The sequence below is a fragment of the Actinoplanes sp. NPDC024001 genome (assembly GCF_040638955.1).
Taxonomy (GTDB): domain Bacteria; phylum Actinomycetota; class Actinomycetes; order Mycobacteriales; family Micromonosporaceae; genus Actinoplanes.
The window spans coordinates 58,884-78,807 of the sequence record NZ_JBEZZB010000015.1 but is presented as its reverse complement, the minus strand read 5'-3'; the positions used below and the strand labels follow the sequence as shown (position 1 = coordinate 78,807).

Here is a 19,924-nt window from a genome sequence, read left to right as displayed (position 1 = left end):
ATCTTTCGCCCCGCCGGGGCGGAACGGAACTATTGACCCACGGCTTTGCCAGCTTCTGTAAAGACGGTTTACAGATCGTACAACGGATCTCGACCTTTCCCGCGACCATAGATGCAGCTCAAAGCAGGTAACGACCGTACGTTACCCGCGCAGACCCCAGGGTTACCTGGTGGCTGGGCTGTGAAGGTGCTGTGAAGGCCGGAAATCACGTTTGTCCGTCCGGGCGAAAACAACCACCGACTAGCCGATCTAGATCTATCCGGACAGCCGATCGAGTGACGGCAACCGAAACGGACCGTACCCGTTCGAGTGACCCACAGTCGTCGATACGGGACCGACTTAGCGACGTTACCGGAGAGTTCAGTCCCGCGGTCGCGACCAGTACTCACCTTCCGATGCCGCCGGAGGCTTCTCCACGGGCGGGGAAGACGAAGTCTGATCGGGTTCGGACGGGATGTCTCCTCTTTGTTCGGACGATTGTGGCGCGGCCCACTGGGGTGATGCTCCCCACGGTCCAGAAGGACCATAGGGCGGATAGGCGGCGGGCGCCTGGTATCCGTACCCCGGCGCGTGGCCGGGTGTGCCGGCCGGCGGCCAATAACCCGGATACGGGGGCGGCTGGATCTGGTTCCGCGGGACGCCTCCGCCGAAGAACTGCCGCGGCGCGAACAGCACCAGCGCCGCCAGCACCAGATAGGCGAGCACCTGAGCGGCCGCCACCGCGACGTTCAGGCCGATCCAGCCGTCCGGGTACGCCGCGCCCAGCGCCGCACCCACCGAGCCGGGCAACGCCTCGCCGGCACGCTGGCCGGCGATCACCAGAAGGGATCCGAAGCCGGCGAGAACCCCGAGCACGCAAACACCGAGAGTGACGCCGCGGGCGATCCGGCTGCCGCGCCGCAGGCCGATCCCGAGGATCACGAAGAGGGCGAGGATCAGCAGCGCCACAGCGACGGCAACGGCGGCGTCGATCCAGATCACCGCGACGTACGACTCGATCTGGTCGGTGTCGCCCGTGGCGTCCCGGAACCGGTCGACGGTCCCGGGCGCGATCGCGACCATGCCGATCGCGTAGGCGAGGCCGGCCACCGCCATGGCCCAGAGCAGAGCGACGGCCGTCGTGACGACGGCTGGCCGGGAGCCCGCCGGCGGCGCGGCGGCTGGCGGCTGGACGGCGGCATAGGACATCGATGGCTCCCGCGGGGTCGGATGGCCAAAACCTACCGCCTGCGCGGCCGTTACGTGGCCGGACCGGACCTCCCGAAGGTGGTCCGGTCCGTCATCGGCTCAGGCCGGGTCGGTCGGCGGCCGCTCCTGCCGGGTCGGCTGATCGTCCCCGCCGGCCGGCGGCTGGTCCCGGGGCGCCGGCTGATCGCTGGACGAGGGCTGATCGCTGGGCGAGGGCTGGTCAGCGCGCGGCGGTGCGGCCCAGGGATCGCTGGCCGGGGATCCGCCGGTCGACGTCGGGTGATCGGGGTGGCCGGAAGCGTGACCACCGGGCCCGTAACCGTGGCCACCGGCCCCGTAACCGCCGGGCTGGCCCGGGTAGGGCGGCAGGCCCGGTGCCGGCTGGCCCGGCTGCCCGTACTGCTCCGGCGAACCGAGGTGCCCGGGCTGCTGCCCCGGCGGACCGTAGGCGCCGGGCGGACCATACGGGCTCTGCGAAGGCTGCGACGAGCCCGGCTGCCCCGGGTACGACGGAGGCGAGCTGGGCTGCCCGGGGTAAGCCGGGGGCGAGCTGGACTGCCCCGGATAGGCAGGCGGCGAGCTGGGCTGGCCGGGGTAGGGCGCCCCGGAGCTCGGCTGGCCCGGGTACGGCTGACCGTAGGCGGGGTTTCCGGGCTGACCGTAGGCCCCCGGCTGACCCGGATAGCCCGGCTGACCCGGGTAACCCGGCTGGCCCGGGTAACCCGGCTGGCCCGGATAGCCCGGCTGACCCGGGTAACCGGGCTGACCCGGGTAGCCCGGGTACGGAGCGCCCGGGTTCCAGACGGCGGCCGGCTTGCGGAAGTAGGCGTTCGACTGCGGCAGCGCCAGCAGGATGATGACGGCGATGAGGCCCACCACGGTGAACACGGTGAGCAGGGTCAGCACCGGCTCGTACCACCCCGGGAGGGTCCCGGCCAGGTCAGCCTCGAACTGCTGCTCGGACGGGCCGCCCTCGGTCGTGCTGGTGGTGACGGCGCCGGGCACCGAGTCGACCAGCGAGAGGGCGTTGCAGCAGAGCCCGATGCCGGCGAAGACCCAGGTGACGATCCGGGACGGGTTCTTACCCATGCCGTTGAAGATCGACAGGACGACCAGGCCCGCCGCGATGATCGCGTAGATCACCGCCACGACGATCATCGTCGCGGTGACCACGCCGGTCAGCTCGCTGTCGAACTCGGTGCCGCCGAAGGAGCTGGTGTAGGCGTCCTGCACGTCGCCCAGGGTCGCCAGCACCACGACCGCCATCAGCAGCTGTGCCGCCGCGATCCCGTAGAGCAGGAGCGACGAGATCGTCACGGTGACCGGCCTCGCCGGCCGCGGCGACGGCGCCGGATTTGGTGATGAATATGTAGGAACGGTCACACTGCCCTCCTCTAGATCCATTTACGGTATCGGTCGGGCGCCATATCCCGCGACCGGGCTTCACCGTCGGCGACGGTGTGGCAACATCGGGCGACGATGGCCCTAAACACCCCAAAAGGTCGCTCGTTCGGGGGGCGACATGGCTTCGTACGGCCACCTAAACTTCGATCCCGTGGCGTCCCGCTGGCAACCGGCTTCAGCGGCGGCCCCTGCCCGCACGAGTCGCCCGCCCCGCGCACAGACCGCCGGGGCCGAGGCAGACCGGCATCGGGCACCTTTCCCATTAGGCAGGCCGCGTGACCACGCCGCGGCCGCCCCAGACTCAAGGACCGGTGACTTCCATGCCCCACGCCGACACCCTCACCGTCGTTCACCATGACGACACCCGGACGAGATTCACTGACGTTCGCTATCAGCTTCACCGCGACGGGATACGGATCTGGTCCGCCGAGGGCGAGCACGCCATCACGGACATCCTGATGACCCACTCCTACCGGCATCGGGAGACGGAGCAGTAAAGAAAAGGGGGCCCGCGGGCCCCCTTTTCGTATCCCGATGATCAGCCGCGCCGGACCGCGAGGCCGTCCTTGGCCTCGCCCAGGTCGGTCACCACGGTGTCGCCGTCGCGGATCTCGCCGGCCAGCAGCGCCTTCGCCAGCTGGTCGCCGATCGCCGACTGGATCAGCCGGCGCAGCGGCCGGGCGCCGTAGATCGGGTCGTACCCGTGCTCACCCAGCCACTCCACGGCAGCCGGGGTGACCTCCAGCGCCAGGCGCCGGTCGGCGAGACGCGTGCGCAGCCGGGCGAGCTGGATGTCGACGATCGCGGTCAGGTCGTCCTTGGTGAGCGCGTGGAAGACCACGATGTCGTCCAGCCGGTTGAGGAACTCCGGCTTGAAGTGGGCCCGGACCGCGGCCAGCACCTCGTCGTGGCGTTCCGCGTCGCTCATCGTGAAGTCGGCGGTCGCCGAGCCGAGGTTCGAGGTGAGCACCAGGATGGCGTTGCGGAAGTCGACCGTCCGCCCCTGGCCGTCGGTCAGCCGGCCGTCGTCGAGCACCTGCAGCAGCAGGTCGAACACGTCCGGGTGGGCCTTCTCCACCTCGTCCAGCAACACCACGCTGTACGGCCGGCGGCGCACCGCCTCGGTGAGCTGGCCGCCCTCCTCGTAACCCACGTAACCGGGCGGGGCGCCGACCAGGCGGGCCACCGAGTGCTTCTCGCCATACTCACTCATGTCGATGCGTACCATGGCCCGCTCGTCGTCGAAGAGGAAGCCGGCCAGCGCCTTGACCAGCTCGGTCTTGCCGACGCCGGTGGGACCGAGGAAGAGGAAGCTGCCGGTGGGCCGGTCCGGGTCGGCGATGCCGGCCCGCGCCCGGCGGACCGCGCCGGCGACCGCGGCGATCGCCTCCTTCTGGCCGACCACCTTGGCCTGCAGCGACTCCTCCATGCGCAGCAGCTTGGCGGTCTCGCCCTCCATCATCCGGCCGGCCGGGATGCCGGTCCACGAGGAGACGACCTCGGCGATGTCGTCGGCGCCGACCTCCTCCTTGACCATCGGCGGCTCGGCGTCCTCCTCCGAGTCGGAGGCAGCCTGGATCTCCTTCTCCAGTGCCGGAATCACCTCGTAGAGCAGCTGGGACGCCTCCAGCAGCTCGCCGTCGCGCTGGGCACGCTCCTGTGCGGCGCGCGCCTCGTCGAGCTGCTTCTTGAGCTCACCGACCCGGTTCAGGCCGCCGCGCTCGCGCTCCCACCGGGCGTTCAGCGCGGTCAGATCCTCCTCGCGGTCGGCGAGGTCGGCCACCAGGCGCTCCAGCCGGGCCACCGAGGCCGGGTCGGTCTCCTTCTCCAGCGCGAGCTTCTCCACCCGCATCCGGTCGACCTGCCGCTGCAGCTCGTCCAGCTCGACCGGCCGGGAGTCGATCTCCATGCGCAGCCGGGAGGCGGCCTCGTCGATCAGGTCGATCGCCTTGTCCGGCAGGAACCGGTCGCTGATGTAGCGGTCGGAGAGGCTGGCGGCGGCGACCAGGGCGGCATCGGTGATCTGCACACGGTGATGCGCCTCATACCGGCCCTTGAGACCGCGCAGGATGCCGATGGTGTCCTCGACGGTGGGCTCGCCGACCACGACCGGCTGGAAGCGCCGCTCCAGAGCCGGGTCCTTCTCGATGTGCTCGCGGTACTCATCCAGGGTGGTGGCGCCGACCATGCGCAGCTCACCACGGGCGAGCATCGGCTTGAGCATGTTGCCGGCGTCCATCGAGCCCTCGCCCTTGCCGGCGCCGACGACCGTGTGCAGCTCGTCGAGGAAGGTGACGACCTGCCCGTTGGAGTTGCGGATCTCCTCCAGGACGCTCTTCAGCCGCTCCTCGAACTGTCCGCGGTACTGCGCGCCGGCGACCATCGCGCCGAGGTCGAGCGAGACCAGCTTCTTGTCGCGCAGCGTCTCCGGCACGTCGCCGGCCACGATGCGCTGGGCCAGGCCCTCGACGATCGCGGTCTTGCCGACGCCCGGCTCGCCGATCAGCACCGGGTTGTTCTTGGTGCGCCGGCTCAGCACCTGCACCACCCGGCGGATCTCGGCGTCCCGCCCGATCACCGGGTCGATCTTGCCGTCCCGGGCCAGCGCGGTCAGGTCGACGCTGTATTTCTCCAGCGCCTTGTAGGTCTGCTCGGGATCGGCCGTGGTGACCCGCCGATCGCCGCCGCGCACCTGCGGGAAGGCGGCGACCAGCGCGTCCTCGGTGGCGCCGGCCTCCTTGAGGGCCTGGCTCACCGCGCCGCCGACCCGGGCCAGACCGGCGAGCAGGTGCTCGGTCGAGACGAACTCGTCGCCGAGCGGCTTGGCGATCAGATCGGCCGAACCGATGGCGTTGACGAACTCGCGGGAGAGACTGGGCTCGACAGTGCTGGCGCCGCGCGCCGAGGGCAGTTGCTCGATCGCGCGGGCGGCGGCGCGGCGCACGTCCGCCGGGTTGGACCCGACGGCGCGCAGCAGCGCGGTCGCGGTGGACCCGCCGGTGTCCAGCAGTGAGAGCAGCATGTGCCACGGCTCCACCGTGGCGTGTCCGCGCCGACCCGCGTCGGCGACCGCCGCGGTGATCACTTCGCGGCTCTTGGTGGTCAGACGTTCGGTGTTCATCAGCTCCCCAAGACTTGAGCGCGTTCCGCTCAACTTTAGCGCGTCACCGCCGGCTCCGCGCCACGGTGACGGTCACCACCACACAGGTGGCGGGAAAGCCGAGGACCCGTACCGTAAGGAGTCGTGTCTCTGTCGCGGCGGTTCCTTCCCCTCGGCCTGATGTTCCTCGCCACCGGCATCGCCACCGCGGTGGTCGGACCGTTCCTCGGCCTGTTCCTGAGCACCGCGGTCGAGGCCAGCCCGATCCAGGTCACCCTCTTCCTGATGACCGCCTCGCTCTCCGGCGTGGCGGCGTCCTGGGCGATCGGCCGCGTCTCGGACCGCCGGCCGATGCGGCGCAAGCTGCTGATCATCGCCGCGCTCGCCGGCTGCGCCGGCGCCGGCCTCACCGCGTTCGTCCGCGATTTCTGGGTTCTGCTCGCGCTCACCGCGACGGCCACGGCCATTGCCGGGTCGCTCTTCCCCCAATCTTTCGCGTACGCACGACAGGCGCTCCAGCGGGACGATCCCGGGCGCGCCGCCATGGGCATCAGCACACTCCGCACGGTGTTCTCGGTCGCCTGGGTCGGCGGACCGACGCTGGCCGCCTTTCTCGTGGAGGCCGGCGACTTCCGCTACGTCTACGGCAGCGCAGCCGTCATGTACCTGGTGGCGGCGCTCGTGGCGGTGCTCTGGCTGCCCGAGGTCGAGGCCCCGGCGGCGCCTCAGGGCCGCGAGACCGTCTCGGCTCGTGCCCCACGGGTGATCTTCCCGATCCTCCTGGGCTTCACCCTGTTGCAAACCTCGATGGTGCTCGGCGTCCAGGCGATGCCGCTGTTCGTGAGCACCGAGCTGGACGGCTCGATCGGCGACGCCGGCCTGATCCTCGGGCTCTGCGCCGCGCTGGAGATCCCACTGATGCTTGGTTTCGGTGCGCTCTCCACCCGCGTCCCGCTGCGCCGGATGATCCTGGTCGGCGCCGTCTGCGGCATCGTCTATCAGGCGCTGGCGTGGTCGGCCACGTCGGTGTGGATGCTGGCCGCCGCGCAGATCCCCAACGCCATCCTGATCGCCGCGGTCTCCGGCCTGGGCATCTCCTACATCCAGGACATGATGCCGCGGTTCCCCGGCCGGGCCACCACGATGTTCACCAACATCTTCCCGATCGGGCAGATCCTGGCCGCACCGCTGTTCGGCCTCGCCCAGGAGTTCGGCTTCCGCCTCGCGTTCGGGCTGAACCTCGGCCTGAGCGTGCTCGGTCTGCTCCTGCTGATCGCGTTCCGGCCGCCGGTGATCGCCCGGGAACTCCCCGAAGTTGACCAAAAATTGGCTGCTGAACAGGTGTAATACGACCGCGCGGCACGAAACAGGCAGCTTGCGGGCTAACGTTGGCGTCGTGCGCGTACGGGTGGAACAGACTCCGCTGCCGGGAATCGGCGTCCGCCATGACCTGGTGACCTCATCAGGGCGGACGGTCGGGGTGGTCTCACACCGCAACGGCCGCCGTGACCTGGTCCTGTACGACGTGGACGATCCCGATTCGAGTCTGGCCTCGATCCCGCTCACCGACGACGAGGCGGAGGCTCTTGCCGACGTCCTCGGCGCCTCGCTGATGCTGGGTCAGCTCGCCGGCCTGCGGCAACAGGCGGCCGGTCTGCTCACCGAGCAGATCGCCCTGCCCGCCGGTTCCCCGTTCGTGGGCCGCAAGCTGGGCGACACCCGGACCCGGAGCCGCACCGGCGCCTCCATCGTGGCCGTGCTGCGCGATCGTGACGTGATCGCCTCACCCGGTCCCGCGTTCAAGTTCGAGGCGAACGACGTGGTGGTGGCGGTCGGCACGCGCAAGGGTCTGGACGGCGTCACCGCCATCCTGGCCGGCGACGACGACGGCTGAGCGTCGTGGATCACCACACGACGATCCTGCTCATCGAGATCGGCGCGCTCCTGTTCGGCCTCGGCATGCTCGGTCGCCTGGGCCGCCGCTTCGGCCTCTCCCCGATCCCGCTCTACCTGCTGGCCGGCCTGGCGTTCGGTCAGGGCGGTGTCATCCCGCTCTCGGCCAGCGAGGAGTTCATCGGCATCGGCGCCAGCATCGGCGTGATCCTGCTGCTGGTGATGCTCGGCCTGGAGTACTCCGCCGACGAGCTCGTCGACAACCTGCGCTCGGCGGCCCCGGCCGGTCTGATCGACATGCTGCTGAACGCGCTGCCCGGTGCGGCGTTCGCGCTGCTGCTCGGCTGGGGCTGGGAGGCGGCCCTGGTGCTGGCCGGCATCACCTGGGTCTCCTCGTCCGGCGTGATCGCGAAGGTGCTCGGCGACCTGGGCCGGGTGGGTAACCGGGAGACCCCGGTGATCCTCTCGGTGCTGGTGATCGAGGACCTGGCGATGGCCTTCTACCTGCCGATCGCCACCGCGGTGCTGGCCGGGTCGGGCCTGATCCCCGGGCTCAGCACGCTCGGCGTCGCGGTGGTCACGGTGATCGCGGTGCTGGTCGTGGCGATCCGGTACGGCGGCGAGATCAGCCGTTTCATGTCGGTCAAGGACCCGGAGGCACTGCTGCTCAGCGTCCTCGGCATGACGCTGTTCATCGCGGGCGTGGCCGGTGAGCTGAAGGTGTCCGAGGCGGTCGGCGCCTTCCTGGTCGGCATCGCGCTCTCCGGCCCGGTGGCGCACCACGCGACGCAGATCCTCTCGCCGCTGCGCGATCTCTTCGCCGCGGTGTTCTTCGTCTTCTTCGGACTCTCCACGAACCCGGCGGACATGCCACCGGTCCTGCTCCCCGCGCTGGGCCTGGCCGTGCTGACCATGCTGACCAAGGTGGGCACCGGCTATCTGGCCGCCAAGCGGGTGGGCATCGCCCTGCCCGGCCGGCTCCGGGCCGGTCTGGCGCTGATGCCCCGCGGTGAGTTCTCGGTCGTCATCGCCGGCCTCGCGGTCGCCTACGGGGTGGATCCCCGGCTCGCCCCGCTCGCCACCGCGTACGTCTTGATCACCGTGGTGACCGGGCCGATGCTGGCGCGGCTGCCGGACTACCGGTGGTTCAAGGAGCTGGTCCGGCGCCGGATGGCGGCTCAGCAACAGGCCGCAAAACCGCTGCCGTCCCCGGAGTGACCTGCGTCTCCATAGAGAAAGCCTAAAGTTACTGTCCAGTATCTGAATGTGAGTCCTTGACGCTTCCCTAGACACACGGAGCGCGCTACCGTTGCGCGGCGACGACTCAGAGTATTGGGATGTTCGACACTTGCGACGGGCTGTGTGAGGCCGGTCGCACGCTGTCAACGGTTGAGTGAGGCGGCGGCGTGAGCGTGCGAGAAGCGACATTCCTCGGATTCGGCAATCCCGTGGATCCCCGGCCGGATGAGCTGCAGTCCTGGGCATACAACCCCGATTCGGTCCCCCTGAGCAGCATGCCGAAGGACTGGGACCTGTTGATCGCGGGCGATGTCCTGGGCCCGACCCTGTTCGAGCTGGCCATGGACCGGCAGTGCCCGGCGCGGCGATTCGCGCAGCACTGCATGTACATCTACGCCGCCGACGGCGTGCGACAGAACGCGAGCGGCCAGCGCAAGCGCCGGCTGAAGAAGTTCGTGGAGCGCGCCGAGGAGGTCGGCGACGAGCCGATGCAGATCTGGGCGCACAACTGTCGCGTCCTGATGACCCGGCCCGAACTGTTCGATCACCACGACTGGATGGAGGGCGGCCTGGTCCGCCACCCGCGGCGGCTCGGTCTGTTCAACCGACGCTGACCACGCTGGGTATCCATCTGATCACTACAAGTTGTAACGGCGGCCCCTCCCGAGAGGGGGCCGCCGTTATTCATCTGTCCGCCGAGCGGCGCGGCCGCCACACCACGAGCGCCGTCGAGTGGGTCTCCTGGCGCACCAGGTCCCGCCCGGAGTACGGACTGCTCATCGCCTCCAGCTGCGCGATCCGCGCGTAAGCCTCGTCGAGCTGCTGCTCCAGCTCGGCCACCCGCTGCTGCAGGTCGCCGACGAGCTGTTCCAGGCCGATGATGCGCTTGATGCCGGCCAGGTTGACGCCGTCCTCCTGGCTGAGCCGCTGCACCTCACGGAGCAGCGCGACATCCCGCTCGCTGTAACGCCGGCCGCCACCGCCGGCCCGGCCAGGTTGCACCAGTCCGAGCCGGTCGTACTGCCGGAGGGTCTGCGGGTGCATCCCGGCGAGCCGGGCGGCCACCGAGATGATCAGGACCTTCGCGTCGGAGGCCTGTTCCGTCGAGATGCTGATCTCTTCATACATGTGCCACCTCCCGAAAGGGGTCCTAACCGGCTCGGCGCAGACGTGCGTCGAGCCGCTCCCGCGCCGGCGGCGGGGTGAGCTTCGCGAACTTCTCCAACGCGTCCCGGGCCTCGCCGGTGACGCCGGCCGGGATCTGAACCTCCACGGTGACGATCAGGTCACCCGCCTGCGCCTCCTTGCGGACCACACCCTTGCCCCGGGCGCGCAGCTTGCGGCCGCTCGGGGTGCCCGGTGGCACCCGCAGGGTGACCGGGCTGTCCAGGGTGGGAACCCGCAGATCGGTGCCGAGCACGGCCTCGGCGACCGTGATCGGGACGGTCAGCGTCAGGTCGTCGCCGCTGCGCCCGAACAGATCGTCGGGCCGCACCTTGACCTGCACATAGAGGTCGCCGGCCGGGCCGCCACGATCGCCCGGCTCGCCCCGGCCGCTGAGCCTGATCCGCTGGCCGTCGGCCACGCCGGCCGGGAAGCGCACGTTGATCGTGCGGGTCTTGGTGACCCCGCCCGAACCCCGGCACTCCGGGCACTTCTCGTCCACGATGCTGCCCGAGCCCTGGCAGTCCCGGCACGGCTCGGAGAAGCTGAACGAGCCCTGGTTGCTGGAGATCAGCCCGGTCCCGTGACACTTCGGACAGGACCGCGGCGTGGTGCCGGGTTTGGCACCCGAGCCCCGGCAGGTGTCACAGGCGCCCGGAGTGCGCAGGGTCAGCGGCAGCGTCGTGCCGCGGACCGCCTGGGCGAAGTCCAGCGTCACCTCGGTCTCGACGTCCCGGCCACGCTGCGGGCCACGCCGCGCCGGGCCGGCTCCCCCGGCGCCGCCGCCGGAGAAGATCGAGCTGAAGATGTCGGAGAAGCCGCTGCCGCCGAAGCGGCGGTCGGCACCCGCGGCACCCGCACCGGAGAAGCCTCCGAACAGGTCCGACGGGTCGAACTGGGCGCCACCGCCGCCGCCGGTGCGGGCACCCCGGCGGAACGCGCCCGAGCCGAACAGGGAGCGCATCTCGTCATACTCTTTGCGCTTCTTGTCGTCGGCGAGCACGTCGTAGGCCTCGGACGCCGCCTTGAACTTCTCCTCCGCCTCCTTGTTGCCAGGGTTGCGGTCGGGATGCAGATCCCGGGCGAGCTTCCGGTAAGCCTTCTTGATCTCGTCGGGTGAGGCGGACTTGGGTACGCCGAGCACGGCGTAGAAGTCCTTCTCGAGCCAGTCCTTCGAGCTCATTCAGTCCACCTCCTCCTCGACTCGACTGGTCGGGTGAGGCCCCGCCCACCGGCGAACCGGCGGGCGGGGCACAAGTGCTTCACTCCGGATCGGCCACCGCGACCATCGCCGGGCGCAGCAACCGCTCGCCCAGCGTGTAGCCCCGGCGCATCACCTCGACGCAGGTCGGTTCCGTGACGTCGGCGGACGTCTGGTGCGCGACCGCCTCGTGGCGGTTCGGGTCGAAGGGGTCGCCCTTCTCGCCGAACGCGACCAGTCCGAGCTTGCCGGTCGCCGCGGTGAGCTGCTCCGCCACCGAGGCGAACGGCCCGACCAGATCGCCGTGCTCGCGGGCCCGGTCGATGTCGTCGAGCACCGGCAGCAGCGCGGTGAGCACCGCGCCGGTGGTCTGCTCGGCGGCCGCACCACGATCGCGGTCCACCCGCTTGCGGTAGTTCGCATACTCAGCGGTCACGCGCTGCAGGTCGTGCGTCCGCTCGTCGAGCTCGCCCCGCAGCGCCGCCAGCTCGGCACCGAGACCGGGCTTCTCCTCGGACACCGCAGTCTCGTCCTCCTCCTCGGGGGCGCGGTGCGCACCCGCCGGCTTCGCCGGCTTCTCCTCGGCGGGAGTCTCCTCGGCCGTCGTATCGATCTCGCCCTGGATGACTTCCCGCTCGGTCGCCGGACCGTCGTTCTCGTCGTCCCTGGCACTCACTTCTTGTCGTCCTCCACGATCTCGGCGTCGACCACGTCGTCGCCACCCGCAGCCGGACCGGCACCGGGCGCGTCACCCGGGGCGCCGGCGCCGCCCGGAGCGGCCTGCGGCGTCTCGCCACCCTGCGAGTAGAGCAGCGAGCCGGCCTCCTGGGAGACCTGGGACAGCCGCTCGTGCGCCGACTTGATCTTCTCGATGTCGGTGCCGCCGAGCGCGCCACGCAGCTCGCCGAGCGCCTCGCTGATCTTGTTCTTGCTGTCCTCGGGGAGCTTGTCGCCGCTCTCCGCCAGGAACTTCTCGGTCTGCCACTGCAGCTGCTCGGCCAGGTTGCGGGTCTCCGCGTCCTCGCGGCGCTTCTTGTCGTCGTCCGCGTGGTCCTGGGCGTCGCGCATCATGCGCTCGATGTCTTCCTTCGGCAGCGCGGAGCCGCCGGTGATCGTCATCTTCTGCTCCTTGCCCGTGCCCAGGTCCTTGGCGGACACGTGCACGATGCCGTTCGCGTCGATGTCGAAGGAGACCTCGATCTGCGGCACGCCGCGGGGGGCCGGCGCGATGCCGCTGAGCTCGAAGGTGCCGAGCTTCTTGTTGTACGCCGCCATCTCGCGCTCACCCTGGTAGACCTGGATCAGCACGGAGGGCTGGTTGTCGTCGGCCGTGGTGTAGACCTCGGAGCGGTGCGCCGGGATGGTGGTGTTGCGCTCCACCAGCTTGTGCATGATGCCGCCCTTGGTCTCGATGCCCAGCGACAGCGGGGTGACATCGAGCAGCAGGACGTCCTTGACCTCGCCCTTGAGCACGCCGGCCTGGAGGGCGGCGCCGACGGCGACGACCTCGTCCGGGTTGACGCCCTTGTTCGGGTCGCGGCCGGTCAGGCTCTTCACCAGCTCGGTCACCGCCGGCATCCGGGTCGAGCCGCCGACCAGGATGACGTGGTCGATGTCGGAGAGCTTGACGTCGGCGTCCTTGATCGCGGACTCGAACGGGCCCTTGCAGCGGTCCAGCAGGTCCTGCGTCATGCGCTGGAACTCGGCCCGGGACAGCGAGGTGTCCAGGTGCAGCGGGCCGTTCGCCCCGGCCGTGATGTAGGGCAGGTTGATGCTGGTGGTGGTGGCGGCGGAGAGCTCGATCTTCGCCTTCTCGGCCGCCTCGCGCAGACGCTGGAGGGCCATCTTGTCCTGCGAGAGGTCGATGCCGTGCTCGCCGCGGAAGGTCTTGACCAGGTGGTCGATGATCCGCTGGTCCCAGTCGTCGCCGCCCAGGTGGTTGTCACCGGAGGTCGACTTCACCTCGATGACGCCGTCGCCCAGCTCCAGCAGGGAGACGTCGAAGGTGCCGCCACCGAGGTCGAAGACCAGGACGGTCTGCTCCTTGGAACCCTTGTCCAGGCCGTAGGCGAGAGCGGCCGCGGTCGGCTCGTTCACGATCCGCAGGACGTTCAGACCGGCGATCTCGCCGGCTTCCTTGGTGGCCTGGCGCTGCGCGTCGTTGAAGTAGGCCGGGACGGTGATCACCGCGTCGGTGATCGTCTCGCCCAGGTAGGCCTCGGAGTCGCGCTTCAGCTTCATCAGCACCCGCGCGGAGATCTCCTGCGGGGTGTACTTCTTGCCGTCGATGTCCATCGACCAGTTGGTGCCGATCTCACGCTTCACCGAACGGATGGTCCGGTCGGGGTTCGTCACCGCCTGACGCTTGGCGACCTCACCGACGAGCACCTCGCCGTTGCGGGCGAAGGCGACGATCGACGGCGTCGTCCGGGCGCCCTCCGCGTTGGCGATGACGGTGGGCTCGCCTCCTTCCAGAACGGTGACGCAGGAGTTCGTGGTGCCGAGGTCGATGCCGACCGCACGTGCCATGGTGGTCCTCGCTTAAAGCTGGATACAGGGTTGAGTGGAACAGACTCAATGATGCCACGGCGACGCCAGCCGTCAAATCGAAGTTGAGTCGATGAGGCGCAAGCCAGCGCTTGAGACAGGTGGTGCGGAAATCACCTACATACCTGTCAGGTCACGGCATACCAGGACCCGTTGTCCTGGATGCATAGATCGTGCACGCTTTACCCGTGACTGGGCTGTCCCGCAGCGGAAAACCGAAGGAAAAACCGCGATGACGCAAGGAGACGCGGTTGGTCCGTCGGCCCTTTCCGCCGTCCCCGCCGTATCGGATGAGAAAGACCAGGTCAGTGTGGCCGCGAGTGGCCCATCAGAGCGTACGGGGACGGGACGGACGCGTCCGGTGAACAACGGAAACGGCACCGAACCGGTGGAGCCCCCGCCCGCCGTCAGCCGGCTCGCAGCGGCCCTCAGCGGCCTGCGGTCGGCACTCGGCGCTGTCTCGTACCCCTTGGTCATGCCCTCGGCGGAGGAGGCCCGGCGGGTCGGCACAGCCCTGCGCGCCCAGGTCGACGACTATCTGCTGCCCCGCCTCGCCCGGCTCGACGCACCCCTGCTCGTGGTGGTCGGCGGCTCGACCGGTGCGGGCAAGTCGACCCTGGTCAACAGCCTGGTCCAGGCCCCGGTGAGCAGCGCCGGCGTGCTCCGGCCGACCACCCGCTCCCCGGTGCTGGTCACCCATCCGGACGACGTGGGCTGGTTCGGCCGAGGTGGCCTGCTGCCCGGCCTCACCCGGACCGGCGAGCCCAGCACCGATCCGAACGCGCTGCAGGTGGTGCCGGCCCCGACCATCGGTCCCGGCCTGGCCCTGCTCGACGCGCCCGACGTCGACTCGGTGGTGGACCACAACCGCAAGCTGGCGGCCCAGCTGCTGGCCGCGGCCGACCTCTGGCTCTTCGTCACCACCGCCGCGCGGTACGCCGACGCGGTCCCCTGGGAGCTGCTGAAGACCGCCCGGCTGCGCGGCACCGTGATCGCGCTGGTGCTCGACCGGGTGCCGGTCGACGCGGCCGCCGAGGTCTCCGCGCACCTGGGCGAGATGCTCACCGCACACGACCTCGGCGCGGCGCCGCTGTTCGTGCTGCCCGAGACCGAGCTGGACGAGCGCGGGCTGCTGCCGGACTCGGCGGTCGGCCCGATGCGGCTGTGGTTCGCCAAGCTGGCGGTGGACGCCAACGCCCGCGCCACGGTGGTGCGGCAGACCCTGGACGGCGCGCTCGGCGCCCTCGCGCCCGCCCTCACCGGGCTGGCCGACGCGGCCGACGAGCAGACCCGGACGGCACAGCACCTGGACGAGCGGGTCGAGGCGGCGTACCGGAACGCGCGCCGGACCACCGAGGAGGGTTTGCAGGACGGCCGCCTGCTCCGCGGTGAGGTGCTGGCCCGCTGGCAGGAGTTCATCGGCACCGGCGACTTCCTGCGCAGTCTCGAGTCGAGGGTGGGACACCTGCGCGACCGGCTGATAGCCGCGGTGACCGGTCGTCCGGCCCCCGGCCGCAACCTGCAGATCGCGATGGAGTCCCAGCTGGTCACGCTGCTGCGCGGGGTCGCCGCGGACGCCGCCGAGCAGGCCTACTCGGCCTGGCAGGCACACCCGGCCGGGGCCGGCCTGCTCGTGCCCGAGCTGCAGCGGGCCTCCGCCGACCTGCCGCAGCGCGCCGACCGGCTGGTCCGCGACTGGCAGCAGTGGGTGCTCGACCTGGTCCGCCGGGAGGCCGCCGACAAGCGCACGGTCGCCCGCGGCGCGGCGTACGCGGTGAACGGCGCCGGCCTCGCGGTGATGATCGCGGTGTTCACCACCACCGCGTTCATCCCGACCGGCCTGGAGGTCGCCGCCGGCGCCGGCAGCGCGGTCGCCGCCCAGAAGGTGCTGGAGGCCGTCTTCGGCGACCAGGCGATCCGGACGCTCGCCACCCGGGCCCGGACCGAGCTGCTGACCCGGGTGGAAGAGTTGCTGCAGGTCGAGGCCGCGCGATACACCGAGCGGACCGCGGCCGTGCGCCTCGAGGTGGAGCCCGGCACGCTGCTGCGCCAGGCCGCGGTCGAGGTGGAGGAAGCTCGGAAGGAACTCGCGTTGACCGGATCGGGGTCATGAGTCTGGTGGAAAAGGTCGTGTCCGACATCGCTGATCGCGACCGGGTGGACGCCGAGGACCTGGCACGGAGGCTGGACGCGCTGTCCCGGTTCCTGCGGGTGGCCGGTCCGTACCTGCCGGACGGTGAACTGGTCGCGGCGCACACCCTGGTGGAACGCGCGGGCAACCGGCTCGCGCTCTCCCTGGACCACACCGTGGTGGCGCTCGCCGGCAGCACCGGCAGTGGCAAGTCCAGCCTGTTCAACGCGCTGGCCCGGTTCAAGCTGTCCCAGGTCGGCGTGCGCCGGCCGACCACCGGCACCGCGCACGCCTGCGTGTGGGGCCCGCTGGAGCCGGCGAACCGGCTGCTGGACTGGGTGGGTGTGCTGCCCCGGCAACGGTTCGTCCGGGAGAGCGCCCTGGACGGCGACGACGAGGCCGCGCTGCGCGGGCTGGTCCTGCTCGACCTGCCCGACTTCGACTCGGTGGAACGCACCCACCGGCTGGAGGTGGACCGGCTGCTCGGCCTGGTCGACCAGATCGTCTGGGTGGTCGACCCGCAGAAGTACGGCGACCGGATCCTGCACCAGGCGTACCTGTCGCAGTTCAGCGCGCACGCCGGGGTGACCATCGTGGTGCTGAACCAGGCCGACCGGCTCAGCCCCGGCGACACCGAGGTGGTCCTGGGCGACCTGACCCGGCTGCTCGACGAGGACGGGCTGGGCGGCACGCCGGTGCTGGCCAGCTCGGCGAAACAGCCGGGCATGCTCAAGGACCTGCGGGAGGCGCTGGAGAAGACGGTCGCCGACCGGCAGGCAGCGCTGCTGCGGCTCGCCGCCGACCTGGAGACGGTCAGCGAGGAACTGGCCGCCATGATCGGGCCACCGGCCGCCGAGGACGAGGTGGACCGCAGCACCGTGCGGCAGCTGGCCGACTCGCTGGCGGCCTCCGCCGGGGTGCCCGCGGTCGCCGACGCCACCGCGGCCGCCTACCGGCACCGGGCCGCGGCCGCGACCGGCTGGCCGCTCGTCCGGGGTCTGCGCCGGCTGCGGCCGGACCCGCTGCGCCGGCTGCACCTGGGTGAGGCGCCCCAGACCGACGCCGTCTCCACCGACATCGTCCCGCGGACCTCGGTGCCGGCCGCCGACGCCGCGCAGAAGTCCGCCGTGGGCCTCACCGTCCGGGCGGTCGCCACGCGCGCCGCGGCGCCGCTGCCGGAGATCTGGTCGCCGGCGATCAACACGGCCGCGCGGTCGCGGTCGGCCGATCTGCCCGACGCTCTGGACCGGGCGGTCGCCAAGACCGATCTGGGCATGGAGCGCACGCCGATCTGGTGGCGGGCGGTCGGGCTGCTGCAGTGGCTCTTCCTCGCCACCGCCGGAGCCGGCCTGGCCGGGCTGATCGTGGGGTACGCGCTGCGTGCCCTCGGGCTGCCCGAGATCGACTATCCGGAGGTCGGCACGGTCGCGCTGCCGACGGTTCTGCTTCTCGGCGGGCTGCTGGCCGGGCTGCTGCTGTGGCTGCTGCTGAAACCGCTCATCGCGGCGGGTTCCCGGCGGGCCCGGCGGCGCGCCGAGCAGCGTCTGCGGGCGGCCGTCACCGAGGTGGGACGGACCTACGTGGTCTCGCCGGTCCGTGAGGTGCTGAACGCGTACGCCCAGGCGAGGGAAGCACTGGGCGTCGTGCGCGCGGAGTAGGTCGGGGGCATGCCGCGGGCGTACGCTCGCGGCATGCCGGCAACCCCGACCGCGTACGAGGCAGTGCTGCACGCGGCCCGCGACGTCACCAAGCTGGGCTGCGCCATGGACGCCGAGATGCTCGGCGCCGCCCTGCTCGGCAGCGTCTACTCGGTCGCGTCCGACGACCGCGCCGAGGCGGTCCGCGACTTCGTCGGCCGCTTCCTGACCGCGACCGACCAGCGGGACACGCCCGAGGCGACCACCATCCGCGAGGTCTTCGCCGCCCTGGTGCCGGACGCCGACGGCGCCACCGAGGTGGGGCACGACGCGCACGCGCCGTCCTGGGTCACCCAGCTGGGGCGGGTCCGGCCCACCGGCTGTTATGCCTATGGCGACGTGTACGGCGACCAGACCTCCTACCTCGCCACCTTCGCGTACGAGGACACTGTGGACGGCGGCCCGGAGCACGCGGTGGTGGCGCTGGTCGACCACAACATCGGCATCACGAAGGACGTCTTCGTGGCCGGGTCGGCCGGCATTCTGCTGCAGCAGGTGCGGTCGATCTGCGCGGGCGACGAGCTGATCTGGTTCCGCACCGAGGACCCGGGCCGGCTGCGCGACGAGGTGGACCGCTATCTGCAGGTCACCGACGAGCTCAGCGAGCTGCCCGCGGACGGCTCGCTGGCCACCGACCGGGCACTGGCCGGCGCTCGCCTGTCGCTGCTGCCGGCGCCGACCACCCCGCCGCTCGCCGAGCCCGGTGGCCCGCAGGCCACCGACCTGACCCGGGACTTCCTCGGCTCACCGGAGGCGGCCCGGTTCGGCCTGACCGGGTCCACGGTGCCGCCGGTCGACAACGCGTCGCTGGACTTCTGTGTGAGCCTGCTGCTGGATCACGCGGCCACCCTGCCCGGAGCCGACCTGCTGCGCTGGAGCCCGACGGTCGCCGAGCTGTTCCTGCTGGACTGGGTGCACCGCCGCGCGGTGCTGGACATGGACGACGCGGCGATGCTGCCCCGGGTGGTGCGGGCCTGGTCGGCGTTCTCGACCCGCAAGCGCGGGCTGCCCGCGGCGGCGGTCACCGAGACCGAAACCGCGATGGAGGAGCTGATCCCGGAGTTCGCCCGGCTCTACACCACCGGCGAGCGGCGCAGCCCGGCGACGGCCGCGGTGGCGCAGCTCATCGCCGAGGGTGTCGACCCGAGCGACACCGCCGCGATCGACGCCTGGCTGGAGGCCAACCGCGACGAGTGACCGTCAGCGGTGATTGGCCCGGTGCTCGTCGTGCGGATCGGCGTGGTGCCGCCCGACGCGGGTGCTGCGCTGCCAGCCCGGCTCCCACTCCTCGGCCCGGTGCACCCCGCGGTACGGCCGGTTGCGGTGCTCGTCGGTGCGCTGCGGGATCATCGAGCGGCGCACGTTGCCGCCCCCTCCGGCGTAGCTGCGTTCGAGGATGCGGGCGGCTCGGATGTTCTGTGGGCGTTCGGTCACCGCTGACCTCCGGCTGGATGAGTTGTGGACAGTGGAGCGCGGCGGGCCGTCGGCGGGCGGAGCGACCGGGGCGGTGCGCTCGGCCCGGCGCCGGGACCCGGGCTCCGGAACCGCGGCGTCCTCGCAGGGACGACGCCGTGCGGGGTGCGGCTCGTCCGGTGCCGGGGTGTCATGCCGTGATCGCGGGTGTTCGTCCTGTTCGGACGGCACCTCGGGCAGGTCGGGGAGAGTCGGGAAGTCGGCCGGCGGCTTCGGCCGGGAGACGTCGGTGTCCTCCGGCACGACCGGGAGATCGGGCACCTTCGGCAGATCAGAGACAACCGGGCGCTCAGGCGCGACGGGACGATCGTGCACGGCACGGCGCCGAGGAACCGCAGCCGCGGCCAATTTCGCCTTTGTCCGTTTTAACCGTTTCGGCGGCTCAGAAACGGCATCGGCATCATCACGACGGCGCTCCCACCGCTCCGGCTCGATCACCTTCTGATCGCGATCCACCCGCCGCTTTGAATGATCTTTTTCGGACGAATCCGCGGTATCGGCGGGCGCCGGGGAAACCGTCGGCGACGGCCGGACCGGCCCGGCGACCGGCGGCGGCAGGAACGGCGCGTCCAGCGCACCGGGACGGTCCCCGCCGGAGATCTCGTTGGAGCCGGCGGTGATCACGGCAAGCGTGGGCACCGAGGCCAAGCCCACCAGCAGGACGACCATGAGCACGTAGCGACGGGTCGGCCCGGAGAAGCCGAGATCCTCGCGGTAGACCCCGTTCAGCCGCTTGCGGAGCACCTTGAGTGGCGGCACGAGACCGTCGTCGTCAGGCAGGTGCGGCACGCGGAATCCCTCCAGCGAAAGGTCAACTCGGATCCGTCTCGGTCGAAGAGATGAACGACGCATGGGCGATTCGGCAGCGGTGCCCGGGGGCCATTCGT

16 protein-coding genes are annotated in these 19,924 nt (G+C 70.9%); 8 read left to right on the top strand and 8 right to left on the bottom strand.

The features are described 5' to 3' along the window. Positions 1–360: 360 nt before the first annotated feature. Both AB0F81_RS08610 and AB0F81_RS08605 read right to left on the bottom strand, forming a co-directional pair. A complete protein-coding gene (locus AB0F81_RS08610) occupies positions 361–1,188 on the bottom strand; it encodes a hypothetical protein (RefSeq protein WP_360193103.1) in 828 nt (275 codons plus the stop codon). 99 nt (positions 1,189–1,287) lie between these two features. Next, on the bottom strand, positions 1,288–2,505 hold the full coding sequence (locus AB0F81_RS08605) for a hypothetical protein (protein ID WP_360193100.1): 1,218 nt from the start codon (positions 2,503–2,505) through the stop codon (positions 1,288–1,290). 398 nt (positions 2,506–2,903) lie between these two features. Between AB0F81_RS08605 and AB0F81_RS08600 the strand changes: the two genes are divergently transcribed. Beyond that, positions 2,904–3,089 carry a hypothetical protein gene (locus AB0F81_RS08600; protein ID WP_360193162.1) on the top strand — a complete coding sequence of 62 codons (186 nt, stop codon included), beginning with the start codon at positions 2,904–2,906 and terminating at the stop codon, positions 3,087–3,089. A gap of 41 nt (positions 3,090–3,130) precedes the next feature. Here the strand turns inward: AB0F81_RS08600 and clpB are convergent, their stop codons facing one another. Continuing rightward, positions 3,131–5,713: an ATP-dependent chaperone ClpB gene (gene clpB, locus AB0F81_RS08595; protein WP_360193097.1), complete on the bottom strand. Its 2,583-nt coding sequence runs from the start codon at positions 5,711–5,713 to the stop codon at positions 3,131–3,133. A gap of 123 nt (positions 5,714–5,836) precedes the next feature. Here clpB and AB0F81_RS08590 point away from each other — a divergent pair, with 123 nt between their 5' ends. The 4 genes from AB0F81_RS08590 to AB0F81_RS08575 all read left to right on the top strand — a co-directional run bounded on the left by AB0F81_RS08590 (position 5,837) and on the right by AB0F81_RS08575 (position 9,438). Then, the gene (locus tag AB0F81_RS08590; protein ID WP_360193094.1) at positions 5,837–7,039 is read left to right on the top strand and encodes a sugar efflux transporter; all 1,203 of its coding nucleotides are present in this window, start codon (positions 5,837–5,839) and stop codon (positions 7,037–7,039) included. A gap of 49 nt (positions 7,040–7,088) precedes the next feature. Next, positions 7,089–7,586, top strand: coding sequence for a cation:proton antiporter regulatory subunit (locus AB0F81_RS08585; RefSeq protein ID WP_360193091.1), 498 nt, complete (start codon positions 7,089–7,091; stop codon positions 7,584–7,586). Between the two features lie 5 nt (positions 7,587–7,591). Then, positions 7,592–8,803, top strand: a complete 1,212-nt coding sequence (locus tag AB0F81_RS08580) for a cation:proton antiporter (RefSeq protein ID WP_360193088.1) — start codon at positions 7,592–7,594, stop codon at positions 8,801–8,803. A 188-nt stretch (positions 8,804–8,991) separates the two neighbouring features. Beyond that, positions 8,992–9,438, top strand: coding sequence for a hypothetical protein (locus tag AB0F81_RS08575; RefSeq protein WP_360193085.1), 447 nt, complete (start codon positions 8,992–8,994; stop codon positions 9,436–9,438). A gap of 70 nt (positions 9,439–9,508) precedes the next feature. On the opposite strand, the gene AB0F81_RS08570 is transcribed toward AB0F81_RS08575, so the two are convergent. The 4 genes from AB0F81_RS08570 to dnaK form a co-directional block, all read right to left on the bottom strand. Beyond that, positions 9,509–9,952, bottom strand: coding sequence for a MerR family transcriptional regulator (locus AB0F81_RS08570; protein ID WP_360193082.1), 444 nt, complete (start codon positions 9,950–9,952; stop codon positions 9,509–9,511). Positions 9,953–9,974: 22 nt separating this feature from the next. Then, positions 9,975–11,171, bottom strand: a complete 1,197-nt coding sequence (dnaJ, locus tag AB0F81_RS08565; protein ID WP_360193079.1) for a molecular chaperone DnaJ — start codon at positions 11,169–11,171, stop codon at positions 9,975–9,977. A 79-nt stretch (positions 11,172–11,250) separates the two neighbouring features. Next, a complete protein-coding gene (gene grpE / locus AB0F81_RS08560) occupies positions 11,251–11,865 on the bottom strand; it encodes a nucleotide exchange factor GrpE (protein WP_360193076.1) in 615 nt (204 codons plus the stop codon). After that, positions 11,862–13,718 carry a molecular chaperone DnaK gene (gene dnaK / locus AB0F81_RS08555; RefSeq protein WP_360193073.1) on the bottom strand — a complete coding sequence of 619 codons (1,857 nt, stop codon included), beginning with the start codon at positions 13,716–13,718 and terminating at the stop codon, positions 11,862–11,864. The genes grpE and dnaK overlap by 4 nt, the downstream gene beginning before the upstream one ends. Before the next feature lie 493 nt (positions 13,719–14,211). Between dnaK and AB0F81_RS08550 the strand changes: the two genes are divergently transcribed. The 3 genes from AB0F81_RS08550 to AB0F81_RS08540 are packed head-to-tail and all read left to right on the top strand — an operon-like array spanning position 14,212 to position 18,761. Further along, a complete protein-coding gene (locus tag AB0F81_RS08550) occupies positions 14,212–15,849 on the top strand; it encodes a GTPase domain-containing protein (RefSeq protein WP_360193071.1) in 1,638 nt (545 codons plus the stop codon). Then, positions 15,846–17,525 (top strand): GTPase, encoded by a 1,680-nt coding sequence (locus tag AB0F81_RS08545; RefSeq protein WP_360193068.1) that lies wholly within the window; start codon positions 15,846–15,848, stop codon positions 17,523–17,525. Before AB0F81_RS08550 ends, AB0F81_RS08545 begins: the two co-directional genes overlap by 4 nt. Before the next feature lie 33 nt (positions 17,526–17,558). After that, on the top strand, positions 17,559–18,761 hold the full coding sequence (locus tag AB0F81_RS08540; protein WP_360193065.1) for a hypothetical protein: 1,203 nt from the start codon (positions 17,559–17,561) through the stop codon (positions 18,759–18,761). A 3-nt stretch (positions 18,762–18,764) separates the two neighbouring features. Here the strand turns inward: AB0F81_RS08540 and AB0F81_RS08535 are convergent, their stop codons facing one another. Then, positions 18,765–19,826 carry a hypothetical protein gene (locus AB0F81_RS08535; RefSeq protein WP_360193062.1) on the bottom strand — a complete coding sequence of 354 codons (1,062 nt, stop codon included), beginning with the start codon at positions 19,824–19,826 and terminating at the stop codon, positions 18,765–18,767. Positions 19,827–19,924 lie beyond the last annotated feature (98 nt).

Coding starts and splice junctions, on each gene's coding strand:
- AB0F81_RS08610 (WP_360193103.1), bottom strand. CDS start 1,188: ATGTCCTATGCCGCCGTCCAGCCGCCAGCCGCCGCGCCGCCGGCGGGC.
- clpB (WP_360193097.1), bottom strand. CDS start 5,713: ATGAACACCGAACGTCTGACCACCAAGAGCCGCGAAGTGATCACCGCG.
- AB0F81_RS08570 (WP_360193082.1), bottom strand. CDS start 9,952: ATGTATGAAGAGATCAGCATCTCGACGGAACAGGCCTCCGACGCGAAG.
- dnaJ (WP_360193079.1), bottom strand. CDS start 11,171: ATGAGCTCGAAGGACTGGCTCGAGAAGGACTTCTACGCCGTGCTCGGC.
- dnaK (WP_360193073.1), bottom strand. CDS start 13,718: ATGGCACGTGCGGTCGGCATCGACCTCGGCACCACGAACTCCTGCGTC.
- AB0F81_RS08550 (WP_360193071.1), top strand. CDS start 14,212: ATGCCCTCGGCGGAGGAGGCCCGGCGGGTCGGCACAGCCCTGCGCGCC.
- AB0F81_RS08545 (WP_360193068.1), top strand. CDS start 15,846: ATGAGTCTGGTGGAAAAGGTCGTGTCCGACATCGCTGATCGCGACCGG.
- AB0F81_RS08540 (WP_360193065.1), top strand. CDS start 17,559: ATGCCGGCAACCCCGACCGCGTACGAGGCAGTGCTGCACGCGGCCCGC.